Source organism: Solibacillus sp. FSL K6-1781 (assembly GCF_038630735.1).
Classification (GTDB): domain Bacteria; phylum Bacillota; class Bacilli; order Bacillales_A; family Planococcaceae; genus Solibacillus; species Solibacillus silvestris.
The window spans coordinates 2,375,416-2,399,891 of record NZ_CP152038.1; the positions used below are offsets into that span (position 1 = coordinate 2,375,416).

The window sequence follows — 24,476 nt, forward strand, 5'->3', positions numbered from 1 at the left end:
CCTTATCTACTAAAATTTTGTGTCTTAACATTTTATTAGTAGTTTTAAAGAATTATTCAGTCAAACGAAACATTATGCTTTTTCCACTAATTATTTACTAATCGGTACTTAAATACTCCATTTTGTTTTTCTGAAATGACAATATTCCGTTCTTCTAATAAATCCAGTACACTTATAATTTCAAACAAAAATGTAATTACAGCTTTCTCATACCTTCCCCGGTACATGTCTTGTATAATTTCAAATCCGGTTGCAGCACCATTTGCTTTTTTTAGTGTATTGATCACACGACTTACACGATGTTCTATATTGCTTATATGTCCGTCAATTGCTCCATTTAAATCGGATATAATGGGGCCATGTCCTGAAAAAGTAAAGTTAGCAGAAAGTTTTCTGCACTTTTCTAAATTCTTTAGATATTGGATTAAGGGTTTTGCACGCGTATTTCCGGGTTTAGGTGCATCCATCCACATCCCTCCATGGACCCCTTTGATAATGTGATCTCCACAAATGAACAGCTGCTCATCCGCGCTATAAAATGAAATATGATCCTGTGAATGACCTAACGTTTCTATTACTTGAAATGAAGGTAAACCCGGTACCATATCTCCCTCCTCTAGTACCTCATCAACAGATGCAGTTTGGAAATAATCCCGGTGTCCCTTTCGAAACGCTGACTTGATAGCCATATCTTCTGTTAAACCGAATTCAATGAATAAGTTGTGAAAAAATTCAGCGCTCCATTCTATATAGCTTTCATCCTTTAAAATCATTTCAGTATCTTTATGAGCAAAAATCTTAATAGTAGGATTCTTCTCTAAAATCCAGTCCACAAGACCTGTATGATCATTATGGTGATGTGTTAATACAATTTGTTCAAGATCGGTTATTTCAACGCCTAGACGATGCAGACCATTATTGAGATCATCCCAACCCTGTTTATTTTTTAGACCGGCATCAATAAGGGTTAACTTCTCTCCAAACACAACATATGAATTTACCGGACCAATCGGGAAGTTGGTTGTTAACTCTATTTTTTCTATCCTTTGCAAAGTACTCAATCCTTTTTTTGTCGGAATTTTTCTCACATACCTTCCATGTGACGATATTTTTTTACACAAATAGTATCCAACACTCTATAATGTTGAGTATTTTATTTATCGTACCAAACATCTTTTAAATATCCGTATCCGTATGAAGCATGTGGATATGAATCTCTTACATAAGGCTGTATCGGAGTCTTCGTATAATAAGTTGTGATTGGAATCGGATTAACTACATTTTCTAAAACATAACGTTGAATTTCATAGATATATTGTTTTCTTTTTTCAACATCCAGTATTGTTCTCTGTTCATCAAGCAATTTGTCTAATTCCGGGTCACTGATGTTATACCAGTTTCTGGAGCCATCCGTGTGTAATTGCGTACGAAGCCATTCATCAGGCTCCTGGAAATATGTTTGATAGCCTACACCCATGTCATAATCGACATTCGGCCATTTTTCCGAGAAGTATGCAGCATATTCAACCACCTCTATTTCGACATTAATGCCCACGTTTCTTAAATCTTCCGCAACCCATTGTGCGACACGCACAAGTTGTTCTCCATAGCCATTCGTTACCATCATGGTCGTATCAAAACCATTTGGATACCCAGCCTCTGCCAGTAGCTTTTTTGCCTCTTCTGGGTTATATGATAATAATTTTTCTCTCTCTTCTAAAGGTAAGGCCCAATCACCTAATGAAGGATTGACTGGTCCACTCGTTTCACCACCGCCGTAGATAGCCTTAACCATTGATTTTCGGTCAACAGCCATACTAATGGCTTTCCGTACCCGTAAATCCGTAAAAGGTTCTCTTTCCATATTCATATACAACTGTTCCTGCGTAGCAAACAGGGCTTCAAAAATTTTGATATTTGGATTTGTTTTTTGTAATTGTGTTATTTCTTCAGGGGATAGTCCACCTATAGAATCTGCCTGACCTGTACGAAATGCTGCTATACGAGATCCCTGTTCCGGTACGACTTTATAAATAATTTCATCTAAATACGGTTTGCCTTCTTCATAATAATTCGGATTTTTTTTGTAAGTAGCCTGCACATTATCTTCCCATTTTTCTAACACAAATGGACCTGTTCCAATTGCGTCAGTTGCTAAATCAACTTTCCCATCAATCGCTTCCTTAGGTAAAATCCACATGAAATGGTTTGCCATGAAATTTAAAAACGGAGCAAATGGCTGTTTTAATGTAAAGACTACCGTTTGCTCATCTTGCGCTACGATACTTTCTACTACAGATAATAATGCTGCTTGATGACCAGGCAAATTGATGATTCTTTCCATTGTCGATACAACGTCCTGTGCCGTTAACTGTCTGCCATTTACCGGCTCTACATCATGCCAATATGCCTCTCGAAGATGGAATGTATAGGTCTTTCCATCATCAGATACTTCCCAACGCTCTGCAAGATCCGGCACAACATTATAATCTGTATAAGCAGCATCCGGTCCTGTTTCATAAGTAACTAGCTTGTTATAAACTAATCCTGCAAGCATATGTGTATAAATTGATGACTGACGATGAGGATCGAGCATATCGGGATCTGCAGGAGTAAGGATGGTATAGGTTCCACCACTTTTCGGTGCAGTAGTTCCTCCATCCTTATCGTCTGGCCCTTCATCTGATGATTCGTCAGCGGAGCAAGCACTAATTACTAGTACTAATAATCCTAAAACGAACACATAGATTATGGATTTCAGTTTTTTATCCATAAGTATTTCCTCCTAAGGGAAAATTGTTATTAACTGCCTAAGACATTTTGGGATCAAGGAAATCCCGAAGTGCATCCCCAAATAAGTTAAATGCCAAAACTAGTATACATAAGGCTAAACCAGGGAAAAGCACAAGCCATGGTGCACTTTCCATGTATCTACTCGCATCACTCAACATTAACCCCCAGGATGGATTCGGTGGTGGAGTTCCTATTCCAAGAAAACTAAGTGATGCTTCAGCAATAATTGTTTGACCAAAAGCAAGACTTGCCATGACAATGATTGGTGCCATCATATTTGGCAATCCATGTCTCATAATGATTCGAAATGAACCTGCACCGACCGAGCGAGATGCTTCAACATAATTAGATTCACGGATTCTCATCATTTCCCCTCGAACAATCCTAGCAAAACGAGGTATCTCGATAATCACCAATGCTATAATTACATTTTGGATGGCAGGTCCCAACAAAGCTGCAATAAATAAAGCAAGAATTAAAGCTGGAATTGACATAATTGCATCCATTATTCTTTGAATTACTAAATCAATTACCCCACCAAAATATCCAGAAATCATTCCAATTAATGTTCCTAATACAATTGAAATAACGACTGTTACAATTCCAACAAGTAACGATATTTGTGAACCAAAAATTAGACGACTAAACACATCACGTCCTAAATCATCAGTGCCCATCACATGTTGTGAGTTTGGTGCTGCCAAAAATGCTGTACGATCTTGACTAATTGGGTCAAACGGTGCAATGAAAGGTGCAAATACAGCGACGGCGAAAACTAAAAGAATAATTAAAAGAGATATAAAGCCAATTTTTTGCGTTTGAATAAAGCGTTTACAATCCTCTTTAAATTTTTTTAAGTGTATGTTCCTGCTCGCCTTTATACTCTCTTTTGGCAACTCAGAGTCTAGTTGTATTTGAGACAAATGAATCACTTCCTTTTCTTGAAACAAGAATATTGAGGCATTTTTTATTTTGTTCTAATTCGTGGATCTATCCAACCGTACATCACATCCACCATCAAATTTACTAATAAAAACATCGCTCCAAAGACCAGTACGGTTGACTGAACAACTGGATAATCTCTCACTAATACAGTTTCAAAAATCAGACTTCCTAATCCTGGGAGTGCAAAAATGGATTCAAGTACTACAGTTCCTCCAAGCAGATATCCAATTTGTAAACCAATTAATGTAATAACTGAAATCAACGAGTTTCTAAGGGCATGTTTGAATATTACAACCGCTTCTTTCGCACCTTTTGCCCGTACCGTTCTGATAAACTCCGAATGCAGTACTTCAAGGACAGCCGATCTTGTCATACGAACTATACTGGCACTTAGTGTAATAGCTAGACAAATTGCGGGTAAGAACATTTGCTGTAGATTAACAATAGGATTTTCTGCGAATGATTGATAACCAAGTGGTGGAATCCAATTGAAAGACAGTGATAATACAGTTAATAAGATTAGTCCCAACCAAAAGCTTGGAATAGATAATCCTCCAATTGAAATTACTTTTAAAAAATGATCTATAAATGTATTTTGTTTAACAGCGGAAATAACTCCAATCGGAATACCGATAATGATGGCTAAAACAATTGCCATTAGTGCTAGTTGTATCGTTACGGGAAGTCTGTCTAATATAATCTGGGATACTTCCTTACCTGACCAAAGAGAACTACCCAAATCTCCTTGAAGCGCATTTTTACCCCAATCTATTAGTTGACCAAAAACACTTTTATCTAGACCCATTTCAGCTTTCAATGCAGCCATTTGTTCAGGTGTTGCACCAGAATTGGCCAACTGAAGGGTCACAACGTCACCAGGTACCGCTCTCATAATGATAAAAATGAATGTTGTCATAATTAATAGTACGAATATCCCAAAAATTAAGCGCCTAACAATATAGTCAATCATATGTGTGACACCTCCTTATAGAAATGACAGGCAACAGTATGACCTTCTGTAATTTCCATTAGTTCAGGTTTTTCTTTTTTACAAAGATCCATTGCAAAAGGACATCTCGTATGAAATTTACATCCGCTTGGAGGGTTTGATGGACTTGGAACTTCACCACTTAGGATAATTCGGTCTGGTTGAATATTAGGATTAGGAATTGGCACAGCGGAAATAAGTGCCTTTGAATATGGATGGAGCGGTTCTGTAAATAAAGTTTGTGAATCGGTCACTTCTACGATTTCTCCTAAATACATGACAGCTATTCTATCTGAAATATATTTGACTACCGTTAAATCATGAGAGATAAATAAATAAGATAACCCTAGTTTCAACTGAAGATCTTTTAATAAATTTAAAATTTGGGCTTGAACAGAAACATCTAATGCGGACACTGCCTCATCACAAATCAGAAGCTCTGGTTCAGTTGCCAAAGCCCTTGCTATACCAATTCTTTGCCTTTGACCTCCTGAAAATTGATGAGGAAATTTATGCATATCATTTTTAGATAGCCCTACGATTTCAAGCAGCTCTCCTACCCGTTGACGCTTTAAACTTCCTTTTGCTAGATTGTGCACTTCTAATGGTTCACCAATAATATCGAGAATGGTCATCCTCGGATTTAGAGAACTATAGGGATCTTGAAAAACAAATTGAACCCGCTTCCTTAGAACTTTTTTCTCTTTTCTATTAATATTTGATAATTGTTTTCCATCAAAACTTACTTCCCCATTCGTTGAGTCAATAAGACCTGTTATTAATCTTCCAACAGTTGATTTACCACAGCCGGATTCACCTACAAGACCAAGAACTTCGCCTTTGTGAATATTCAGTGTTACCCCATCCACTGCCTTAACGTGTCCGATTGTTCTTGACAGTATTCCTTTTGTGATAGGAAAGTATTTTTTTAAGTCTGTTACTTCCAATAAATTCTTTTTACTGATTAAATGTTGATTGAGCTCAAAGACAGGCTCATTTTCTTCTGTTAAAATTGGTCCCTCCCAATTTCCTGTCAGGTTGGGATCTGCAATCCAACATTTGCTTTCTCGACCATTTGCTAATTCAAAAAGTGGTGGTTCCTCACTTATGCACTTATCAGTAGCAAAAGGACACCTTGGATGAAAACGGCAACCAGCTGGAATTTCTATTAAACTTGGAACATTTCCTTTTATCGTGAGCAATTTACGTTCTTTACTTGTATCAATTTTTGGAATACTTTTCATTAATGCTTCTGTATACGGGTGTTGAGGTTTATTAAACAAATCCTTCACATTCGACTGTTCTACAACCTGCCCCGCATAGACAACAACTACTTTATCCGCCATTTCCGCTACAACACCTAAATCATGTGTAACAAGGATAATCGCTGTTCCAAACTGGGTTTGCAAATCTTTCAGTAATTGCAAAATCTGTGCCTGGACAGTCACATCAAGAGCTGTTGTAGGTTCATCTGCAATAATTAAACTAGGTCTGCATGCAAGTGCTATGGCAATCATTACTCTTTGTCTTTGACCACCCGATAATTGATGTGGATAGGCATTAATACGGCTCTCAGGGTCCGGAAGTCCAACTAACCTTAATAATTCTAGTGCACGTTCCTGAAGTTCATTTTTACTAAGTGTTTCGTGAATTTTAATCGTTTCTGTAATCTGATCACCGATTGTGTATACAGGGTCTAAGCATGTCATCGGATCCTGAAAAATCATGGCAATTTCATTTCCTCGAATTTTTCGGATTTCCTCATTACTAATATCTTTTAAATTTAAATTATTAAACAGGATTTTCCCGGAAGTGACTTCTCCATTACTGTCCAACAAACGTAAAATCGAGAGTGCTGATACGCTTTTACCAGAACCTGATTCACCTACAATCGCTACTGTTTCACCTTTAGAAATACTAAATGAAATACCATCAACAGCTTCTAGGTTACCTTTTCTGGTCTTAAAAACCGTCTTCATTTCCTCTACTTGGAGTAGTGTGTCATTTTTCCCAGTCATTCGAATGCCTCCTTTCAAGTATATTAAACTACTTATATTAATCTAATATCAGGTTAGCAAATTGTTCTCTCAGCTTTATTTTCATGATTTTCCCAACACCATTTTTCGGAAGTTCCTGAATGAATTCAATATGACGAGGTGTCTTATATTTAGCTAAATTTTGTTGGCAGTATCCGATTAATTCACTTGCACTTACTTCTGCATCCGGCTTTTTCACAATACAAGCAACAATTTCTTCACTCATTTTTTCGGAAGGAACACCAATCACCGCAGCTTCCAAAACAGCTTCATGTTTAACTAGCAATTCCTCTAAATCTCTCGGATAAATATTAAATCCACCTCGAATAATTAAATCCTTTTTACGATCTACAATGTACAGATAGCCTTCATCATCCACTTTTGCCATATCCCCTGTATGAAGCCATCCATTTTGTAGTGCCTTTTTTGTTTCTTCTTCATTTTTAAAATAACCAGGCGTTACATTATCGCCTTGTACTAATAATTCACCGACATCCCCAACTGGTACCTCATATCCACCTTCATCCACGATTTTAATGTTTACACCTGGCATTGGTACTCCTACAGAACCTTCTTTAATCGGCATATCATTACGTTGTGTAGCAACTCCTGGCGATGCTTCAGAAAGTCCATACGCATCTCGTACCTCAGCCCCAAATTTTTCTTTAAACTTATGACGTAAGCTAATCGCTAGTGCAGCAGCCCCCGATCCAACTGTTTCTAAACTAGATAAGTCATATTTATAGGCATTCGGATGATAATACATCGCATGCACCATAGCCGGAACAGCAGCAAAGGATTTTACTTTAAATTTTTCAATAACCCTAAATACCTCTTCGGCATCGAATTTATCAAAAATAACAACTGAGCTTCCTAGCAAAAACATACTGTTCATAATACCAAAACCATAAATATGAGCTAGAGGAAGAACCCCTAGAGTAGTACTTCTTATTTCGTCTTCCGCTCTAAGTTTTAATCCTGACATTGAATTTGAGTAGAGATTTTTATGCGTTAACATAACTCCCTTCGGTATACCCGTAGTGCCGGATGTATACAGGATGACGGCTACATCTGATTCTTTTAACTCTAAAGGAGCATTTTCATAAATTGATATATTAGAAAGAGCCTTTTCCCATTCAATGATTTCGAACTCTTCTTGTATATCTTCCTCTCTTGGTTGATCTATGCAAATAATCTTTGGTTTAACAGATAAATCACTGGATGCATTTTTTAATTTTTGCAATAGAACAGATGATGTAATAATAACTTTTGCTTCAGAATTTTTTAAAATAAAGTTGATTTCATTTTCATGTAAAAGATACATAGCTGGTACAATGATGCCACCAACTCCTAATACTCCTTGGTAAGAGAAAATAACTTCGGGACAATTAGGCATACAAATTAACACCCGATCTCCTTTTTCTACTCCCAGCGAATGGACAAGACTAGAAACTTTCTTACAAATAATTTCCGTTTCACTATTTGTATAAGTTTTATCATAGAAATACAGAAGGTTATACTCACCAAAATTCTCAATATTTCCACCCAATAATTCAGTTAGTAACATGTTACCCTCCTAACTTTTATTTACTATTTTCATAGTATTTTCTGCATTAAAGCGCTTACATTTCAAGGCCAATCGTTCCGATTATGAGTTACTAGTATCTTTGTGTAGAGATATTTCAATTTTCTGTTGGTAAGTTATTAAAAATGCAACACCTAATAGAATTACTGTTATAACAGCAGAAGTTATAAATGGAGCCGATACGAGATATATGAATACCCAGCCCCCCCAAAGAGGTCCAAGTATTCTCCCTAAACTATCCATTGATTCTTGGAGGCCTAATGTAATACCTCGCCCCATCTCAGTGCGTTTTGATAACATCGCTATAGTAGTCGGCCGAACCAATGATTGCCCAAAACCAGTAAAAACACATCCTAAAATTGCTACCCATATTAATGGCGCAAAACTAATTAAACAATAGCCAATTGCCGTAAAGGATAAGCCAATTTTTGTAATCGTATCTTCATTCCATACTTCATAACATTTTTTTAGTAAAAAGAATTGTACCAAGACAGAAGTTCCGGCTTGTGCGCTAAAGGCCATACTTACAAAGATTGGGGTAGCTTCAAATTTTGCTATTAGATAATATCCAAGTAGACCGAAGAAACTCGAAGCTGCAATGGACAATCCAAGTATGATCATATAATGATTCCAATATCCGGTTTTCGTAACAATTGTAATGGATTTCCAAAAAGAAACTGTTTCATTATTTCTAGCAAACGTATTCTGAGTTTCTTTAATATCATTATTTATCGAATCTCGGATGTAAAAATGGGCAAAAGGTAGAGTTACTAATGCTAGAGATCCTGCAATAATAAAAGGTACTACGACTCCAAATGGAGAAAATAACCCTCCAATAGCTGGACCACATAAAAAGCCAAGTCCATTCACTGCCCCCATTTTCGCGATAGTTTGGTTTCTAAACTCTTTTCTAGTGTGATCAGCTACCATTGAAAAAGCTGCAGTTTGAGTACCAGACGATATTGCTGCACCAATTAGTCGAACTAAAAGCAATTGCCAATAATTTTGAGCCAAAATTAGTAATAGGAAAGCTACACCAAAGCCAAATACGCCAATCATTAGAACGGGTTTTCTCCCTATTTTGTCAGCTAAACGACCCCATATCGGTGCAGTGATTAACTGGGAAACTGCCCAAATTATGATTAACGATGACATTTGAACTGATGAAAGCCCCAAATCATCTGCTAAGAATGGTAATGTAGGAAGTACTATTCCATAACCTGTCATCGTTAAAAACATTATGAATCCTAGTAGAAAGAACGCCTTCCTTTCCATCATCTATATTCATCTTCTTTCAATTTAATAGAAAAGCGGGGAACGCTCGCTTAGTCCTGACACAAGTTGGAGACTCTGACATGGAGGCGGTTTTGCCTCCATCGGAAGAGCCGAAGCGCATGGCGGTGCTGGCATTTACTATAATTTGAAAATATAGTAAAGATAATTGATGTTCTACCCACACTATTTCGGATTAAATTTTGATTTGGCAAACTAACTATTCATCTAGAGCCACGCTTATTAACTAACCGGTTAGTATTACTACCGCATAGTAACTGACTAGTTAGTATGTTAAAGAAATAAATGAGTAGAAGCTGCCTTAATTAAAGTAACTCTCCAACTTTTGCATGACCTTTTAATAAATTTCTTGCAATCGTTCTGCGCTGAATTTCATCAGTTCCTTCGAAAATTCTGTATAATCTTAATTCTCTATACCAGCGTTCAATCGGTAATTCCTTTGTATATCCCATTCCACCATGGATCTGAAGAACACGATCGACCACTTGATTTGCCATAATTGCGCCATTTAGTTTTGCCATAGATGATTGATGACGTGGATCCATACCATTTTCAGCCATCCATGCAGCTCTAAATACGATCCATTTTGCTGCTTCAATTTCAACTGCTGAGTCTGCAATCATCCATTGGATTGCTTGACGTTCTGCTATAGGTTTACCAAAAGTAACTCGTGTTTTTGAATAGTCGATGGCCATTTGCAATAAGCGTTCTGCAGCACCGATTGCACCAGCAGGAATCATATACCTTCCTTGGCCTATCCACTGCATGCCTAAATTAAAACCTTGACCCAGTTCTCCTAAAATATTTTCTTCAGGAACACGAACGTTATCAAATACTAATGTTGCCGGTCCCCATTCGCCCATTGTGTAAATATATTCCGACTTCCAACCCATTTCTTTATCTACAAGGAAACAAGTTACTCCGCCATTCGCGCCTTTTTCTTTATCTGTCACTGCAAATACCATGGCAAAGTCTGCTTCATTTCCATTTGTAATAAATACTTTCTCACCATTTAACACCCAATGGTCGCCATCTTTAACCGCTCTCATTTGAATACCTCTTGCATCTGATCCCGCATCAGGTTCGGTTAAAGCAAAGCAAGAACGTCTTTCACCATTAATGGTAGGGATTAAATATTTCTGTTTCTGTTCCTCGTTACCTAAATAAAGGATATTATCAGCAGAACCCCCAAAGTTGAACGGTACAAAAGTTCTTCCTAATTCCATTGCAATTAACACTGACATAATTGGTCCTAAATTTGCTCCACCGTATTCCTCAGGCGTATTAATGCCCCAAAATCCAATTGCCTTTGCCTTTTCTCTTAATTCTTTTATTTTTTCATTAGAGATACCAGGTCTGCCTTCCCTTTCATTTTTTAATACTTCTTGTTCCAAAGGCTTCAGTTCTTTATTCACAAAATCTCTTACTGTTTTTTGAATCATCTTTTGTTCATCATTTAGCGTAAAATCCATTAATAACATCTCCTTGTAAATGAAATTATTTGAGTACGAAATTGTTAAATAATATTCACAATTTTATAGAATACTCAGTTACAACACGTTATGAATCTAACAGTTTATATATGCGAGAAATTTTGAAGCGCTTTCATTTTATAAAAAGAATGGTCTTTTAATAAAAATAAAGAAACCCAAAAGAATGAAATCTTTCGGGTTTCTTAACAGCTTTCGTATCAAATTATTTTTGTTCGAAGGTTTGGAAATTTGTTCTTTAAATACGTGTAAATATTTATTTAAACTTCACAATCCAAGGTAATGTATCTTCACCAAAATCTGTCATTGTGTATAAATAATTTCCCTTTTGCCACTTCGCCATTGTTCCAGTTTGCTCAGCATCGACATGTAAAGAACCATAATCTTTTGGTATTGGAAGCATGTGCGTTTCTAAAAATTCGACTGTTTCCTTTGCTGTGTTCAAGCTTTCCTCAGCCTTTTCCGTCAATGACCGGGCAATAATTGCCCAACGCCCTTCATTCCAGCTTGTAAATAGAGAGCCTGCCCCGCCATCCTGATAGCCTGTAATTCCGTGCCCTAAATCAACAGCTTGTCCACTATCGAAAATAGTTTGATCAATTTCTTTACTCGCCAATTCCTTTGAATCATATTTGGTAATTGTTAATTGACCTGTATACGTGCCGCTTTGCTTTATAGCGTTATCATTTATTGCCAGTTTAGATGGAGTTTCATAGAAATTTAATGTTATGACATTATTATTTGTCGTTGTAATCGCAGTTAAATAGCTGTCCTTTGAAACAGGAAAGTCAGTTGGCATGTTGACATCCCAATTACTCGGAATAATACTTTGAAAATCTTCTGCCGTAGCAGTATTGCCTGCCGGTTGATTAGAAACTGTCTCCTCATTATTTGGAGAATTTGTTGTTTCTACTTCATTAGACTTTGTATCTGCTCCGGAATCCTGATCGGCTGTCGTGTTATTATTCGTCTCGTTACACGCTGTTAGAAGAAGAACACTTAAGACAAATGGGACATATTTTTTCAAGTTCTCACTCCTCAAGTTTGGTTTGTATAAATTATCATACATGTTTCAAAATACATGTTCAAATGATGGATAGCATTCCACGCGTACAAAAAAGCGCTGATTCTAAAAGAATCGCGCGGTTTTTATATCAACGAGCTTAGTTGGGTTACGTAAGCTTCGTTCTAGTGAAATCAATATATCTTGTTCCTTGGAAAGTTAACGTGCCGATATCCCCTTCTGCGAGCATACCATATTCCTTGCCTGAAACATGAAACTCAGACCGGTCACCACTCTCGAATTCAAATGTTATAAAGTACTTTGTAGAGGTACTGTGTGAGTGGTGGTTGTTATCATGATGGTGATGATTATGTCTCGTTACACTTGTTCGTTTAACTTTTACGATGGCCGTAACAGACAGGCGAGGTGAGTTCTCATTTTCCTTCCATTGTCTTAATCCACTGAATATATTGCCAATTATTAAAATAACTATGATAATAAAAACAAGTGCTATAAATATTGGCCCGAAGTTAAATAACCAATCCCCACTTCCTCGCATGTCATACATGATATTCCCCCCTTGCTCTGATAACTAAATTATACGGATAAAATGGAAGAAAGTTTCAGATTGATGACATATATTTACCAAATATCTTCTATAGCCCTATAACTACAGATTAAAAAAAGAGCGCTGATTCACCTTACAGAATCGCACCCGCCTACTTATACATAAAGATAATCATACTAATGAAAACGTCGCAATTGGTTCATATTTCGGTGTGTTTTCAACATTCGATTTATAAAGGACGATTTCAGTGATTTGAAAAGATAAAGGCTTTTCTTTGAATGGGTTATGCGTGACTAAGTTGTCCACCTTGAAATCTTCATTGCCTCCCCATTTTCGTGCCAATGTAATATGTGGATGATAAGGCCGTGTTTCTAGTGTAAACCCTTCATCTAGACAAGTTTGATGCACAATTTCCTGAAGTTTATACAAAGGGGCTGCTTCACTCACCGCTCCCCAAAATATACGAGGTGAACTTTGAGCCCCAAACGCACCCAGGCCTTTAATGTCTAACATAAATGCTTTTTGATTTTGTATGGCGTTCCCAACTGATTTAATAACGGATGAAAGTTGCTGCGGATTTACAGCACCGAGAAAGGCAAGCGTTATATGATAATCATTTAAATTTACCCAACTCTTAAACTGGAATATTGGTTTACTTCGTGTGAGTTCCTCGTAAATAGTTTGTTTAATTCCATCCGGAATCCGAACCGCCCAAAAATAGTGCGCCACTCTCTCCATATTCTTTCACCTCTTTCTATAAAAGAATGGACATTATTATTAAAACTAATACAAAAATATCTTATCGACCGTATTTCCCTTAGATTCCTTCTGAAAGGCATATTTAAACTAACATATACTGGCTTCAATCATCTCGATTTCGCCTTTTTTATTAACACTATCTTTCCCACGTTCGCAGTTATCTTTTATTTCCCACGCAATGAAGTATTTATTATTTTTCAATTCAACAGATCGTATTTCAGTTTTACTATTATGGTTAAAATGATGATCCAAGACCATTTGTTTTGCTTCATCTTCAGATATGACATTTTAAATAGATGAACAGCCTGCTAATAAAAAGACTGCAATTATTAAATATATTCTAAAATAGATTTTTACACTTTTATGATTTTGCTGCCACATTTCATACGCCCCTTTTATATTTCACTATTTTGTCAGTCCTTATAAAGAAGACGCATTCCTTATTAATGAATTACGCCTGTTGATTGTTAAATAAAAAATTCCTACTATATATTTTTCTCCTTCAGATTTATAGACTCTTAATGAAAATAAGCGCTGATCCTTACTACAGAATCGCGCTTGCTTTCAACCATCTCAACCTATCCACTTCTATTTTAAAATGGATTTATAGTCAACTTCTCTTTTCGTGAAACTGACGATGGAGTTGATGAACTTCCTCCGCTAGCTCTGGAACAGGACCATCGACAGTAATATCGTTAATAACCTCTTGAATGGAAAGATTCCGTACACGTGAAGGAGCTTGGCCCAATTCAGCTAGCCATTCTACCAATTGTTTAGATGAACTTGCATAAACAATCCGGCCTAAACCAACCCAACCGTGTGCTGCAGCGCACATCGGACAATGTTCCCCGGAAGTATATATTGTCGCTTTGATTCTTTCTTCAGGTTTCATATTATTTGCTGCCCATCGTGCTATTGCAAATTCCGGATGTTGGGTATGGTCACCACCTGCCACGTGATTATGGTCTTCAAAAAGGACCTCTCCATCGGCGGAAACAAGTACTGAACCAAATGGCTCGTCACCTTTTTCAAGCGCAATTTTTGCTAATTCAACACAACGTTGTAAGTGCTTCAAATCTAGATTATTTATCATATTCGTATCCTCCTTATCCAGTAAGTAGAAACTTTTACAATCTTAATTATAACAGAATTATCCTACTCCTTAAGTGAATATTCATTCGTACTCTGATCCTTATGTTTTCAGACAAAATTCTACTGACCTTATCGATTAATGAATAATTGGCTATTTTAATACGGTCAATTTTCATTATACTAAGTATCATTACAGGAATGGAGGTTATTTACATGGTACAAGTTGGAACTGATCGAATAAAACGTGGTATGGCAGAAATGCAAAAGGGCGGCGTTATTATGGATGTCATTAACGCTGAACAGGCAAAAATTGCTGAAGCTGCAGGAGCAGTAGCTGTGATGGCGCTGGAACGTGTGCCTTCCGATATCCGGAAAGCTGGCGGTGTTGCCCGTATGGCGGATCCTCGAATTGTGGAAGAAGTGATGAATGCCGTCACGATTCCTGTTATGGCAAAAGTACGAATTGGTCACATTGTAGAAGCACGGGTTTTAGAGTCAATGGGTGTCGACTATATCGATGAAAGTGAAGTTTTAACACCGGCTGATGAAGAATACCATTTACTAAAGAGTGATTATACAGTGCCATTCGTTTGTGGTTGCCGTGACTTAGGAGAAGCAGCTCGACGTATTGGCGAAGGGGCTTCTATGCTCCGTACTAAAGGTGAACCGGGGACAGGCAACATTGTAGAAGCAGTTCGTCATCTTCGCAAAGTCAATGCTCAAGTACGTCGTGTTATAGGAATGAATGCGGACGAATTAATGACAGAGGCAAAAAATTTAGGAGCCCCATTCGAATTACTGTTGGAAATTAAACGTTTAGGACGTTTACCAGTTGTGAACTTTGCTGCGGGTGGCGTAGCTACACCTGCAGATGCCGCGTTAATGATGGAACTTGGTGCAGATGGGGTATTTGTTGGTTCCGGTATATTCAAATCAGAGAATCCTGAAAAATTCGCGCGTGCCATTGTGGAAGCAACAACTCATTATAAAGACTACAAACTGATTGCTGAAATCTCGAAGGAGCTTGGAACACCGATGAAAGGAATTGAAATAGCTACACTTAATGTAAATGAACGGATGCAGGAGCGTGGCTGGTAGTATGTCAAAAATAGGAGTACTTGCATTACAAGGTGCAGTAGGTGAGCATATGAATCAGATTAAACTTCTTGATCATGAAGCTGTGGAAGTAAAAACAGGCAATGATTTATGTGGTATTGATGGTCTTATTTTGCCTGGTGGTGAAAGTACAGCTATCGGTAAGCTTATAGAACGCAATGACTTATTAGCACCTATACAAGCATTGGCACAGCAAGGGATTCCCATGTTCGGGACATGTGCCGGTCTCATACTATTGGCAAAAAAGATTAAGGGTTCCATTACCCCTCACCTTTGTTTAATGGATGTTGAGGTAGAAAGAAATTCTTTCGGCCGTCAAGTAGACAGTTTTGAAGTTGCATTAGCAATTCCATCAATTGGGTATGACATAACAGCAGTTTTTATTCGAGCTCCGCATATTGTAACCATCGGTGAACAGGTCGAAATACTTGCTACATATGAAGAACGAATTGTATTAGCTAGAGATGGACAATTTTTAGGCTGCTCTTTTCATCCCGAACTGACGGATGATGTTCGAATACTTCAATATTTTATTGGTATGGTAAATGAATTTACAAACGTTCCTAGATAAGTCAAAAAGAAGCACAATTCAGTGCTTCTTTTGTATGCTGGATTATTTATTTAAGCCTTTTTCATGTATTCGATAAATCATAGCTGCCATTTGTGCTCTTGTTGTAGGATTATTCGGACCAAATCTGCTTGCATTATAGCCGGCCATAATTCCTTCTTGTTTTATCGTTTCAATCGCAACAAATGCCCAAAAATTTTGTTCCACATCTTTAAATGAATTTACACGATTATTTACAGATTGGCTATAAAATCCGGCGTTATAAAAGATTTGAGCCATTTGCGCTCTAGTTAAAAAAGTATTTGGTGAAAAACGTTCATCACCGATACCATTAATTATTTTATGTTGTGCTACTAAAAGAATAGATTCTGAAGCCCAAAAGCTCTTTACCACATCACTAAAGTAGATGTTTTTATTTGTTGACGTCAATGCTAAAAAGTTACTTATAATAGCAGCTGCTTGAGCTCTTGTTATCGAATGATTGGGTTTATATGTACCATCAGGATAGCCAGAGATCCAACCTTTTTCAGTTAAGAAAAGAATCTGTTCTTCGGCCCAATGACCTTCTATGTCTTTTAATTTCCTATCATCATATTGATATAAATCATATTCGTCCATGATGGAGCCTACTTTATTTCGATAGTATTCCCCACCCAAATGAATATAACCGGCATTGGCAATATCGTATAGATATTCTTTGGAAGCTCGCTCATAACTCCATCCTTTTTTCCTTCTTTCTTCATAATTGGTTTTTGCGAAACGATACCTTTCGTTTAACAACAAGTTCCCTGCTAAATAATCAACCGCTTCTTTATAGGAAGTAAAAGCCCGATACCAGTTATCTCTTCTTTTGCTTTCATCATATATTTTACGGTCTTTTCCGTAATCGATTAGAACAGGTACCGGTTCATAATCTTCATCAGGTTGTCCCTTCAGCTGCCAGCCGTTCTTCGGATTATATCCCCAAACCTTTATCCCGAAAAGATTATTTGCATTCACTGCTATTCTTGTTGTTCCATAGCCGCTTTCCAGAATGGCCATTCCAATGATCGCACTAGCAGGGATTCCCCACTTTTCATTTGCTCTCATTGCATATGTATAAATTTCATTAATAAAGTCTTCCTTCATTTTGGTTGAAGGAAATTCGTATGTAGATAAATAAGCGTTACTATTTCTTCCTGACTTCTCATCTTCATAAGGTAAAGGATTCACGCTGTTTGCACTCGAAGTCAACGGGCCACTATTTAAAACTAGTAAAGAAAGTAAAATTAATAATAATACTCTGATTAATTTTATCAAATTTGCAACTCCTTTAATATTCAAATAATAGACTTAAACACTATCATGATAGCAGTTTTTTATTAGAACTAGTGCATAGAATCTCATTTTATTACTACTAATTCATGGTTGTATTTCCGGACTTTACCTATCTCGAACCCCCTTTCCAAACAAAAAACGACTATTCATCCAGCTGGACAAATGGTCGTTTGAAAAATTAATTTAATAAAAGCAATTGAATTCTCCTGCATTTTATACTAATTACTCAAATAATTAATAAGAATATAAATTTCATATTAGGGTAGAAGTAAAAAAGTAAAGTAAATTTTTAAAGAAAGAGGGGATTTCATGCAGGAGATAATCCTAATCCTGGTCATACAGCTCGTTTACGTGCCATTAATGACATTACGAACAATTTTCTTAGTCAAAGATATGAGACTTCTTGCTTCAATTTTTGGGTTTTTAGAAGTTTTAATTAACGTATTTGCACTTTCTATCATTTTTAGTGGTGATCAGAACTTTATCGCAATGATTGTGTATGCACTCGGATTTAGTATTGGGATACCAATAGGAACAATGATTGAAAACAAACTGGCTATTGGTTTTGTCTCAGTTACAATCAATACTCAGCAAAAAAATCAGGAATTGATCGAAACATTAAGAAACAGCGGCTTTGCCATCACGACATCTGTCAGTGAAGGTCGTGACAGTGAACGTTATAAATATGAGATTTTGGCTAAACGAAACCGAGAAAAAGAATTATTCGCCCTTGTTGAATCGATTGAACCAAAGGCATTTATCATTTCATATGAGCCAAAATCATTCAAAGGCGGTTTCTTAGTCGATCGTATGCGTAAATTTAAACTTAGACGTTAAAATAAAAATGAGCTAGATTCAATGATTCTAGCTCATTTTTTATGCATTTTCAGTTTTAACCCTTCCTTAATTGCCCAATATTGATGGGCATGTAATAAGAGATCCCGGGCTTTACCTGTCTCAATCCATTTTATAAAGTGGTCGTCATCAATGGGATCTTGGATTTTATTTAATAATTGTGCGAAGTAGAAATAGCCATCATTTAGAATTGGCTCTTTTTTGGTTGAGAGAAAAAAGCACTTTGCGTTCCCTATATAAGGACCGATCACTACGTTATGTCCTGTTTCTTCAAGTATTTCTCTTTCCAGGCATTGCGAATGGTTTTCATGATCTTCAATCCCGCCACCTGGCAAAAAGTAATCCCCTCTTGTAGTTTGGACTGTTAAGACACGAGTCATTGTTGAATTAAAAATTACTGCATAAATCCCTTTTCTTATTTCATAATTATGGCCATTTAATTTCTCTCCAAATACTTTCACTATTTTCACCTACCGCTAAAAGTTTTGTTAGCATCTACTGCTATATATGTATTGCTATAGGGAAGCATATGAATTCTCTTTACATTCCATAGCATTTTAAATTCTTCAATCGGCACCTTTCGATTATAGTTCTGCTGTTTTTCTTCACAATTCACTAAATGACTTAATGACTCTGAAAGGTAAATATGCTCTTTGTCATAACCTACTACTGGAACAAAATGCAGATTTTTGAGATCCTTCTGTACTTTAATAAAAACAATTACGGGAGTTCCTTTACTGACTTCGTACTTTAATGTATCAATAGTTCCTTTATAATAATTTGTCTTAAATCCGTTATTTCTTAAAACAGTACGGATTCCTTTTGGATATACATTGCCAGCTTTTGTTTTATTGGGAAAATGCTTATATAACGCTTCTCCTTCAGCCTCCTTACCAAAGTGACGCAGCAGGTAAGCTGTTGAAAATGCCGCGCATTCCGTATCTTTTTGGAAATCGATTCGATTCTTTTGAAGAATCATGTAGGTAGTCGGAAAATCCTTTTTTCGTATAACCGGAATAGGTAAAGTCATTAAATAATTGTTAATCGACACTGAGATAAATACCCATAAAGCAACTGTATTAATTATAAACATGCTACTCCCCCAATATATGAAATCAACGTGTGTCTACTTTTCTTTATTTACTATAATTCGTAATAACGTTTTCATTCTCTCTTCAAAATCTGAATGTCCCCAATAAAGCATTGCATTTTCAATACCTTCTTCACCTGCTAAACGTTTTACTAAAAGATAAGCAATATAATAACCAATCCGACTGTAGCCAAAAGTTTGACCCCCATTAATCGAGAACCATTCTTTAAATATTTCTGCTGATGTACTTTGAATTAAATCTTTTTGAAAAGCATTGATAATGGTTGCTATATTTTTTTCACAGAATGAAAGCCACTCCGGATCACGTTTATATGCAAAATAAATATCTTGGTCTACATTTACTACTAAAGTTGATAAAAAAGTTGCTACACCCTCTTGCAATAGCCATGTCAACGGATTAGACCATTGAATATCTTTTGCTTCAATCCCATTATGTGTTGTGTAAAGATGATGGACTGCATGGCCAAATTCATGCGCAATTATTACGTTAAGGCCCTCTTCATACGGTTCAAATTTTTCAACACAAAAAGCAATATGAGGATCCATGGAACGATAAGTATAAGCATTCGAACCACCTAGACCGACAAAAATATAAACATCTTTTGAAAATATTATCGGAAACCGCTTTTCATATTCTTTTGTAATCTGGGGTGTGAGCGATTTTAATTTCTTTGCAACCCAGTTCATTTGATCAATCATATTTGGATGCGCTTTTAAAGCATTTTCAAGTTTCAGTTCTTTATTGTGACAGTGATTTTCAAAATAATAACTAAAGATTTCTGGATGATGATTAAAGTAACTTTCGTAGTACTCTTTTGAAGATTCATACTGATTTAGAAATGTACTTGCCAGATCGTATATTTTCATGAAGATTTCTCCAATCATTTTTAATTATTACTTTCCATCAACGAAGTTACTCAAATTCAATTAAATCCCCAACTTTATATTTTTCTGTCACGATTTCTCCTATCTGGTCTATGCTTACTTCAAAAATAATTGTATTCAATGCCTCTCTCATTGATACTTCGTTTAATCCTTTAGAATAAAAGACAAATTCTTGCACATACGAGGAGACATTCTCACCTTCATTATTTTGTTCACTTCCGCCTCCAAACCAATAACGGTCAGTAGTATCAAATGAATCGATCGCATCTTTCCAACTATCGCTAAATGAAAATTCCACTTTCTGTCCAGCTACATTGTCTACTTCCACGTTGAATGTAAATTTCCTGAAATCATCTATTTGAGGATTTTTTAACTCATGAGTCCCGACGCTTTCAAATTCATCCTCTGTCAACTGTGAAATTGCGGCTTCAATTGTTGTAATAGGTTCATCTTTGTTACTGCAAGCAGTCGTGATGTGCAAAATGGAAAACAAACAGAATAAAAACAATAATTTTTTCATCCTTATCCCCCTTATAAATCTTGCGATAACCTAATCATATCGATACACTGAATGCCATTCTCGTAAATTTCTTCTGAATAATGCTTAATAAAATAGTTATGATCAACTGAAACGATTCTAAAACCGCATTTTTGATATAAAGCCAATTGCCCAATACTTGAATTTCCCGTACCAATTTCAATCGTTTTATACCCCTGTGTTTTGGCAACACGAATCGCATGACTTACTAATGATTTTCCGATTCCTTTTCCCTGATAATTTTCAGCTACTGCTACATTGACAATTTCTACAGTTTGCGGTCTTGTCGGTAACAGTACATAGACGCCAATGGTTTGCTCTTCATTTTCGGCTATAAAACATTCGCCCTTTGCTACATAATCTTCAACGATAATTTTTGAAGGGTCCGCCAATAATAACAATTCCAAGGGCACCTTTTCCTGTTTTTCCAGCCTTTTAATCTCCACACTTATCCCCCTAAATTTCTCGATTAGTTTTGTTTATTGATATCTTTTTCTAACTCTTTTTCAATGTCGTCATTACTCAAGTTAGGCATTTCTTCTTCAATTTTATATTTCTTTTTTATTAAAATTCCAAGTTCCGAATAATTAATCCCATGCTTGACTGCAAAAAATACAACGATGTAAAGCAAAAATCCTAAAAAGGCAAATGATAATAAATCCATGAAATCCTCTCCTTATATTTTAAATTTTACCATAATTGTAGAGTCGAACCTGATAAAATCAAAAAACCAGATGGCTAAATTCCATCCGGTTCATTGTACTGTTTGCTATTAATTGCCAATTAGTTTTACTTTTTCACAGCTGGTGGGCCAAATTCACCTAGCTGTAAATCACGGAATGCTTCTCTGATTTCTTCTTTTGTATTCATCACAAACGGTCCACCTAGAGCGACTTTTTCTCTAATTGGGACACCTGAATAAATCAAAACTTTAGACCGTGTTGATGCTTTAATTTTTAATTCGCTTGAATTTGCTTCTGAGCCATCTTCGTTAAATGAAATCGTTGCTGCTCCCGTTTTCGTTATTTTTGTCTTGCTTTCCCCAAATTCCATCTCTCCTGCCAACATAAACAGGAATGAATTATGGTTTTCGGGTAAAACATGTGTGTATTCAGCACCTTCACGAAGAGTAATTTCTGTCATCGTAATAGGAACTAAACTTTGCATAGGTCCTGTTACACCTGCAATATCCCCTGAATAAACTCGAACGAATCCGCCATCGATATTGACTACAGGTGCATCTTCAACAAAAATATTTTGATAAGACGTTTTTGTATGCTTTAAACTTTTCGGCAGATTTAGCCATAGCTGCAATGTATGAATCAAGTCGTCCTCGAACGCTTCTTCTGCATGTCTAGCTGCCCAACCGGCATTCATATATTGGACATCCCCGGCATTTAAAATGCTGTAACCGCCAGCATTATCAATATGTTCTAGTCTGCCATCTACAACATATGTTACAGTTTGAAAGCCACGGTGTGGGTGATCAGAGAAAACGCCACGCTTATACCAATCTTCTGCCATTAAAATAAAAGGATCGAATTCAGCGTTTCGATTAGGGTGAAGAATGAATCCTTGTTGCACATGAGGATATCCATTTTTATTGTACTCTGGGTACCAAAAACTTTTAATATCTCTTTGAAAGACTGCATTAGTTGCCAATTCTATTCCTCCCACCAAGGTTACTATGAAAATGTACTATTAACTTGAAATCTTCCACTTAAAGTTTATCTCATTTTCTCAGCTAACTCTAAAATTATGCCTTCCGGTCCCTGAACAAAGCATAATTTATATATACTATTGTAGTTTTGGATTTCACTAATAATTTCCGCGCCTTTCCTTTTCAATTTAGCAACGACCTTTTCAATATCTTCAACAGCAAAGGCAATATGATTTTTTGAAGATTGCTGTATACTTTCTATCTCTGAGTCTGTATGAAACTTGACCAGCTCCAAATTTGCCTGGCCATCCGACATCCCTAAAATGACAATGGTTGCTTTCACATCAGTAAACCCGGTGATTCGCTCTGCCCATTTCCCATCCACTTCCCCTTCACCAATAACTTCCAACCCAAATTCAATGAAAAACTCTTTAACCGCCGTAAGATTGTTTACTATGATCCCTACATGATCTATCTTGTGAATTTTCATATTTGTTCCCCTTTGATCCTGATTGATAGGTTTATATATACCCCTTATTTGTCTTTAGTTTTCTTATCATGCCAAGGTGTCGCTGGTCTTGAATCAGGGTATCCATTTAACTCCCGATATTGTTTCCGTTCATCTGTAAAATGCCACCAACTTTTTTCGCTGTCTGAATGGTTAGCATGATGTACGATACATCTTAACGAATCCTCTACACACGGGTCTTCCCAATATCCGAAGTGTTCCTCCAATCGATTAGTCAAATCAGCACCATCTTCGTTTTTCAATTCTTCCAAAGAATAATAACCCAATTCAGTAACCCATTGAGCCAACTTTGGTCCAATTGAAGGGATCGACTGGAATTGAGCTAGTCCACGGAGATATTTAGCACGTTCGTGAGTTGATTGTAAACATGAAGTTAATTGTTGTATATCCATTAGAGCGATTTCATTTAATTTCAATTTGCACTTTCTTAAATTTATTCTTTCTTCAGATGTTAAAGGAAGCTTTGGAGAGGACTTTTTCATCTATATTCACCTAACTTATACTTAATTTATATTTCAATTAGTTATTTACTTACTTCTTCAATATAAAACAAAGGCAGGGAAAACTACTTATTTTATTCCGACTACACGAATCCTTTTATAATCTGCCTTCCAAATGCCTTCATGATATAAAACGTCTTTTAAATTTATTTCCACTTTAGCGATTATTTGATCTTTTATTTTTTCAGGTATGCCATCAAATAAAATACTGCCAAACATGTCAATCCAATTTCTCAAACCATTTTCACCATCTAAAGGCGTTGGTCGATCATATAGTTGAGCAAAAGTCACGTGGAATCCTGCCTCTTCCATCAATTTCGAGTACTCCGCAATACTTGGATAATACCAGGGGAACTGTGCTTTTTTAAATTCAAAGCCTTCATTTTTTATTTGTTTAATAATTTCATCTGTAATCGATTGCACATTGCCTTTTCCTCCAAATTCAACAACCATTCTACCGCCGTGTTTTAAGCTTTGGTAAATACATTGCACAGCTTCTTTCGGCGAGTGCACCCAATGGAGGGTTGCGTTAGAAAATTAGGTTAATTTTGTAGCATCTCGAACGGTAAATGGTATGTGCGGGTATTTACTAGTCGCTAGTTTCACCATATTTTCAGATTTGTCGATACCTACTACTTCCACGCCATACTCAAATAAAGTATTTGCTAAATCCCCTGTTCCACAACCAAGATCCAATATTCGTTCTCCTTCCTTTGGAGCTAACAATTCCACCAAACTATTGCCATATTTTGAAACAAACGAGTGCTTACCATCGTATAAACTAGCATTCCATTGATGTTCTGTAACTTTTGAAGTACCCATATTATTCACTCAATTCTGTACAA

Annotated in this window: 25 protein-coding genes and 1 pseudogene; 3 read left to right on the forward strand and 23 right to left on the reverse strand. The window is 36.5% G+C overall.

Translation table 11 applies throughout. The features are described 5' to 3' along the window. Positions 1-86: 86 nt before the first annotated feature. The 12 genes from MHH37_RS11780 to MHH37_RS11835 form a co-directional block, all read right to left on the reverse strand. Entirely contained in the window at positions 87-1,088 is a 1,002-nt protein-coding gene (locus MHH37_RS11780; protein ID WP_342573164.1) for an MBL fold metallo-hydrolase, read from the reverse strand. Between the two features lie 65 nt (positions 1,089-1,153). Beyond that, positions 1,154-2,773 carry an ABC transporter substrate-binding protein gene (locus MHH37_RS11785; protein ID WP_342573166.1) on the reverse strand — a complete coding sequence of 540 codons (1,620 nt, stop codon included), beginning with the start codon at positions 2,771-2,773 and terminating at the stop codon, positions 1,154-1,156. Positions 2,774-2,810: 37 nt separating this feature from the next. Beyond that, positions 2,811-3,716, reverse strand: coding sequence for an ABC transporter permease (locus tag MHH37_RS11790; protein WP_342573169.1), 906 nt, complete (start codon positions 3,714-3,716; stop codon positions 2,811-2,813). A gap of 44 nt (positions 3,717-3,760) precedes the next feature. Next, on the reverse strand, positions 3,761-4,708 hold the full coding sequence (locus MHH37_RS11795) for an ABC transporter permease (protein ID WP_342573171.1): 948 nt from the start codon (positions 4,706-4,708) through the stop codon (positions 3,761-3,763). After that, positions 4,705-6,744 carry an ABC transporter ATP-binding protein gene (locus MHH37_RS11800; protein ID WP_342573172.1) on the reverse strand — a complete coding sequence of 680 codons (2,040 nt, stop codon included), beginning with the start codon at positions 6,742-6,744 and terminating at the stop codon, positions 4,705-4,707. The genes MHH37_RS11795 and MHH37_RS11800 overlap by 4 nt, the downstream gene beginning before the upstream one ends. 37 nt (positions 6,745-6,781) lie before the next feature. Then, positions 6,782-8,329, reverse strand: coding sequence for a long-chain-fatty-acid--CoA ligase (locus MHH37_RS11805; RefSeq protein WP_342573174.1), 1,548 nt, complete (start codon positions 8,327-8,329; stop codon positions 6,782-6,784). Between the two features lie 81 nt (positions 8,330-8,410). Beyond that, complete coding sequence (locus MHH37_RS11810; RefSeq protein WP_342573175.1) at positions 8,411-9,625, reverse strand: MFS transporter; 1,215 nt, start codon at positions 9,623-9,625, stop codon at positions 8,411-8,413. A 320-nt stretch (positions 9,626-9,945) separates the two neighbouring features. Next, positions 9,946-11,112: an acyl-CoA dehydrogenase family protein gene (locus MHH37_RS11815; protein ID WP_008404007.1), complete on the reverse strand. Its 1,167-nt coding sequence runs from the start codon at positions 11,110-11,112 to the stop codon at positions 9,946-9,948. 274 nt (positions 11,113-11,386) lie between these two features. Further along, positions 11,387-12,157: a hypothetical protein gene (locus MHH37_RS11820; RefSeq protein ID WP_342573178.1), complete on the reverse strand. Its 771-nt coding sequence runs from the start codon at positions 12,155-12,157 to the stop codon at positions 11,387-11,389. Positions 12,158-12,302: 145 nt separating this feature from the next. Next, positions 12,303-12,701 (reverse strand): DUF2500 domain-containing protein, encoded by a 399-nt coding sequence (locus MHH37_RS11825; RefSeq protein ID WP_342573180.1) that lies wholly within the window; start codon positions 12,699-12,701, stop codon positions 12,303-12,305. A gap of 171 nt (positions 12,702-12,872) precedes the next feature. Continuing rightward, complete coding sequence (gene thpR / locus MHH37_RS11830) at positions 12,873-13,439, reverse strand: RNA 2',3'-cyclic phosphodiesterase (RefSeq protein WP_342573182.1); 567 nt, start codon at positions 13,437-13,439, stop codon at positions 12,873-12,875. Between the two features lie 631 nt (positions 13,440-14,070). Next, complete coding sequence (locus MHH37_RS11835) at positions 14,071-14,553, reverse strand: nucleoside deaminase (protein WP_342573183.1); 483 nt, start codon at positions 14,551-14,553, stop codon at positions 14,071-14,073. Between the two features lie 212 nt (positions 14,554-14,765). Here MHH37_RS11835 and pdxS point away from each other — a divergent pair, with 212 nt between their 5' ends. Continuing rightward, a complete protein-coding gene (gene pdxS / locus MHH37_RS11840; RefSeq protein ID WP_342573184.1) occupies positions 14,766-15,650 on the forward strand; it encodes a pyridoxal 5'-phosphate synthase lyase subunit PdxS in 885 nt (294 codons plus the stop codon). 1 nt (position 15,651) lies between these two features. Beyond that, entirely contained in the window at positions 15,652-16,239 is a 588-nt protein-coding gene (gene pdxT / locus MHH37_RS11845; RefSeq protein WP_342573186.1) for a pyridoxal 5'-phosphate synthase glutaminase subunit PdxT, read from the forward strand. Between the two features lie 42 nt (positions 16,240-16,281). On the opposite strand, the gene MHH37_RS11850 is transcribed toward pdxT, so the two are convergent. Beyond that, complete coding sequence (locus MHH37_RS11850; RefSeq protein WP_342573188.1) at positions 16,282-17,535, reverse strand: S-layer homology domain-containing protein; 1,254 nt, start codon at positions 17,533-17,535, stop codon at positions 16,282-16,284. A 327-nt stretch (positions 17,536-17,862) separates the two neighbouring features. Here MHH37_RS11850 and MHH37_RS11855 point away from each other — a divergent pair, with 327 nt between their 5' ends. Further along, complete coding sequence (locus MHH37_RS11855; protein ID WP_008404026.1) at positions 17,863-18,390, forward strand: DUF2179 domain-containing protein; 528 nt, start codon at positions 17,863-17,865, stop codon at positions 18,388-18,390. A gap of 32 nt (positions 18,391-18,422) precedes the next feature. On the opposite strand, the gene MHH37_RS11860 is transcribed toward MHH37_RS11855, so the two are convergent. The 10 genes and pseudogenes from MHH37_RS11860 to MHH37_RS11905 form a co-directional block, all read right to left on the reverse strand. Beyond that, a complete protein-coding gene (locus tag MHH37_RS11860; protein ID WP_342573190.1) occupies positions 18,423-18,869 on the reverse strand; it encodes an NUDIX domain-containing protein in 447 nt (148 codons plus the stop codon). A 5-nt stretch (positions 18,870-18,874) separates the two neighbouring features. Continuing rightward, positions 18,875-19,501 (reverse strand): cysteine peptidase family C39 domain-containing protein, encoded by a 627-nt coding sequence (locus MHH37_RS11865; protein ID WP_342573191.1) that lies wholly within the window; start codon positions 19,499-19,501, stop codon positions 18,875-18,877. A gap of 33 nt (positions 19,502-19,534) precedes the next feature. Continuing rightward, positions 19,535-20,386: a hypothetical protein gene (locus MHH37_RS11870; RefSeq protein WP_342573193.1), complete on the reverse strand. Its 852-nt coding sequence runs from the start codon at positions 20,384-20,386 to the stop codon at positions 19,535-19,537. A 46-nt stretch (positions 20,387-20,432) separates the two neighbouring features. Next, positions 20,433-20,924, reverse strand: a complete 492-nt coding sequence (locus MHH37_RS11875) for a fructose-bisphosphate aldolase (RefSeq protein WP_342573195.1) — start codon at positions 20,922-20,924, stop codon at positions 20,433-20,435. A gap of 11 nt (positions 20,925-20,935) precedes the next feature. Next, the gene (locus MHH37_RS11880) at positions 20,936-21,388 is read right to left on the reverse strand and encodes a GNAT family N-acetyltransferase (RefSeq protein WP_342573196.1); all 453 of its coding nucleotides are present in this window, start codon (positions 21,386-21,388) and stop codon (positions 20,936-20,938) included. A 23-nt stretch (positions 21,389-21,411) separates the two neighbouring features. Continuing rightward, positions 21,412-21,606 (reverse strand): hypothetical protein, encoded by a 195-nt coding sequence (locus tag MHH37_RS11885; protein WP_342573197.1) that lies wholly within the window; start codon positions 21,604-21,606, stop codon positions 21,412-21,414. A 125-nt stretch (positions 21,607-21,731) separates the two neighbouring features. Next, positions 21,732-22,604: a pirin-like C-terminal cupin domain-containing protein gene (locus tag MHH37_RS11890; protein ID WP_342573199.1), complete on the reverse strand. Its 873-nt coding sequence runs from the start codon at positions 22,602-22,604 to the stop codon at positions 21,732-21,734. 65 nt (positions 22,605-22,669) lie between these two features. Beyond that, on the reverse strand, positions 22,670-23,092 hold the full coding sequence (locus MHH37_RS11895; RefSeq protein WP_342573201.1) for a VOC family protein: 423 nt from the start codon (positions 23,090-23,092) through the stop codon (positions 22,670-22,672). A gap of 44 nt (positions 23,093-23,136) precedes the next feature. Then, on the reverse strand, positions 23,137-23,613 hold the full coding sequence (locus tag MHH37_RS11900) for a helix-hairpin-helix domain-containing protein (protein WP_342573203.1): 477 nt from the start codon (positions 23,611-23,613) through the stop codon (positions 23,137-23,139). Between the two features lie 87 nt (positions 23,614-23,700). Beyond that, a pseudogene (locus MHH37_RS11905) lies at positions 23,701-24,453 on the reverse strand (class I SAM-dependent methyltransferase). Between the last annotated feature and the right edge of the window lie 23 nt (positions 24,454-24,476).

Excerpts from the sequence above, each read along its gene's own strand:
- MHH37_RS11785 (WP_342573166.1), bottom strand. The coding sequence starts at position 2,773 with ATGGATAAAAAACTGAAATCCATAATCTATGTGTTCGTTTTAGGATTA.
- MHH37_RS11795 (WP_342573171.1), bottom strand. The coding sequence starts at position 4,708 with ATGATTGACTATATTGTTAGGCGCTTAATTTTTGGGATATTCGTACTA.
- MHH37_RS11800 (WP_342573172.1), bottom strand. The coding sequence starts at position 6,744 with ATGACTGGGAAAAATGACACACTACTCCAAGTAGAGGAAATGAAGACG.
- MHH37_RS11805 (WP_342573174.1), bottom strand. The coding sequence starts at position 8,329 with ATGTTACTAACTGAATTATTGGGTGGAAATATTGAGAATTTTGGTGAG.
- MHH37_RS11810 (WP_342573175.1), bottom strand. The coding sequence starts at position 9,625 with ATGATGGAAAGGAAGGCGTTCTTTCTACTAGGATTCATAATGTTTTTA.
- MHH37_RS11815 (WP_008404007.1), bottom strand. The coding sequence starts at position 11,112 with ATGGATTTTACGCTAAATGATGAACAAAAGATGATTCAAAAAACAGTA.
- MHH37_RS11825 (WP_342573180.1), bottom strand. The coding sequence starts at position 12,701 with ATGTATGACATGCGAGGAAGTGGGGATTGGTTATTTAACTTCGGGCCA.
- thpR (WP_342573182.1), bottom strand. The coding sequence starts at position 13,439 with ATGGAGAGAGTGGCGCACTATTTTTGGGCGGTTCGGATTCCGGATGGA.
- MHH37_RS11835 (WP_342573183.1), bottom strand. The coding sequence starts at position 14,553 with ATGATAAATAATCTAGATTTGAAGCACTTACAACGTTGTGTTGAATTA.
- pdxS (WP_342573184.1), top strand. The coding sequence starts at position 14,766 with ATGGTACAAGTTGGAACTGATCGAATAAAACGTGGTATGGCAGAAATG.
- pdxT (WP_342573186.1), top strand. The coding sequence starts at position 15,652 with ATGTCAAAAATAGGAGTACTTGCATTACAAGGTGCAGTAGGTGAGCAT.
- MHH37_RS11855 (WP_008404026.1), top strand. The coding sequence starts at position 17,863 with ATGCAGGAGATAATCCTAATCCTGGTCATACAGCTCGTTTACGTGCCA.
- MHH37_RS11865 (WP_342573191.1), bottom strand. The coding sequence starts at position 19,501 with ATGTTTATAATTAATACAGTTGCTTTATGGGTATTTATCTCAGTGTCG.
- MHH37_RS11870 (WP_342573193.1), bottom strand. The coding sequence starts at position 20,386 with ATGAAAATATACGATCTGGCAAGTACATTTCTAAATCAGTATGAATCT.
- MHH37_RS11875 (WP_342573195.1), bottom strand. The coding sequence starts at position 20,924 with ATGAAAAAATTATTGTTTTTATTCTGTTTGTTTTCCATTTTGCACATC.
- MHH37_RS11885 (WP_342573197.1), bottom strand. The coding sequence starts at position 21,606 with ATGGATTTATTATCATTTGCCTTTTTAGGATTTTTGCTTTACATCGTT.
- MHH37_RS11895 (WP_342573201.1), bottom strand. The coding sequence starts at position 23,092 with ATGAAAATTCACAAGATAGATCATGTAGGGATCATAGTAAACAATCTT.
- MHH37_RS11900 (WP_342573203.1), bottom strand. The coding sequence starts at position 23,613 with ATGAAAAAGTCCTCTCCAAAGCTTCCTTTAACATCTGAAGAAAGAATA.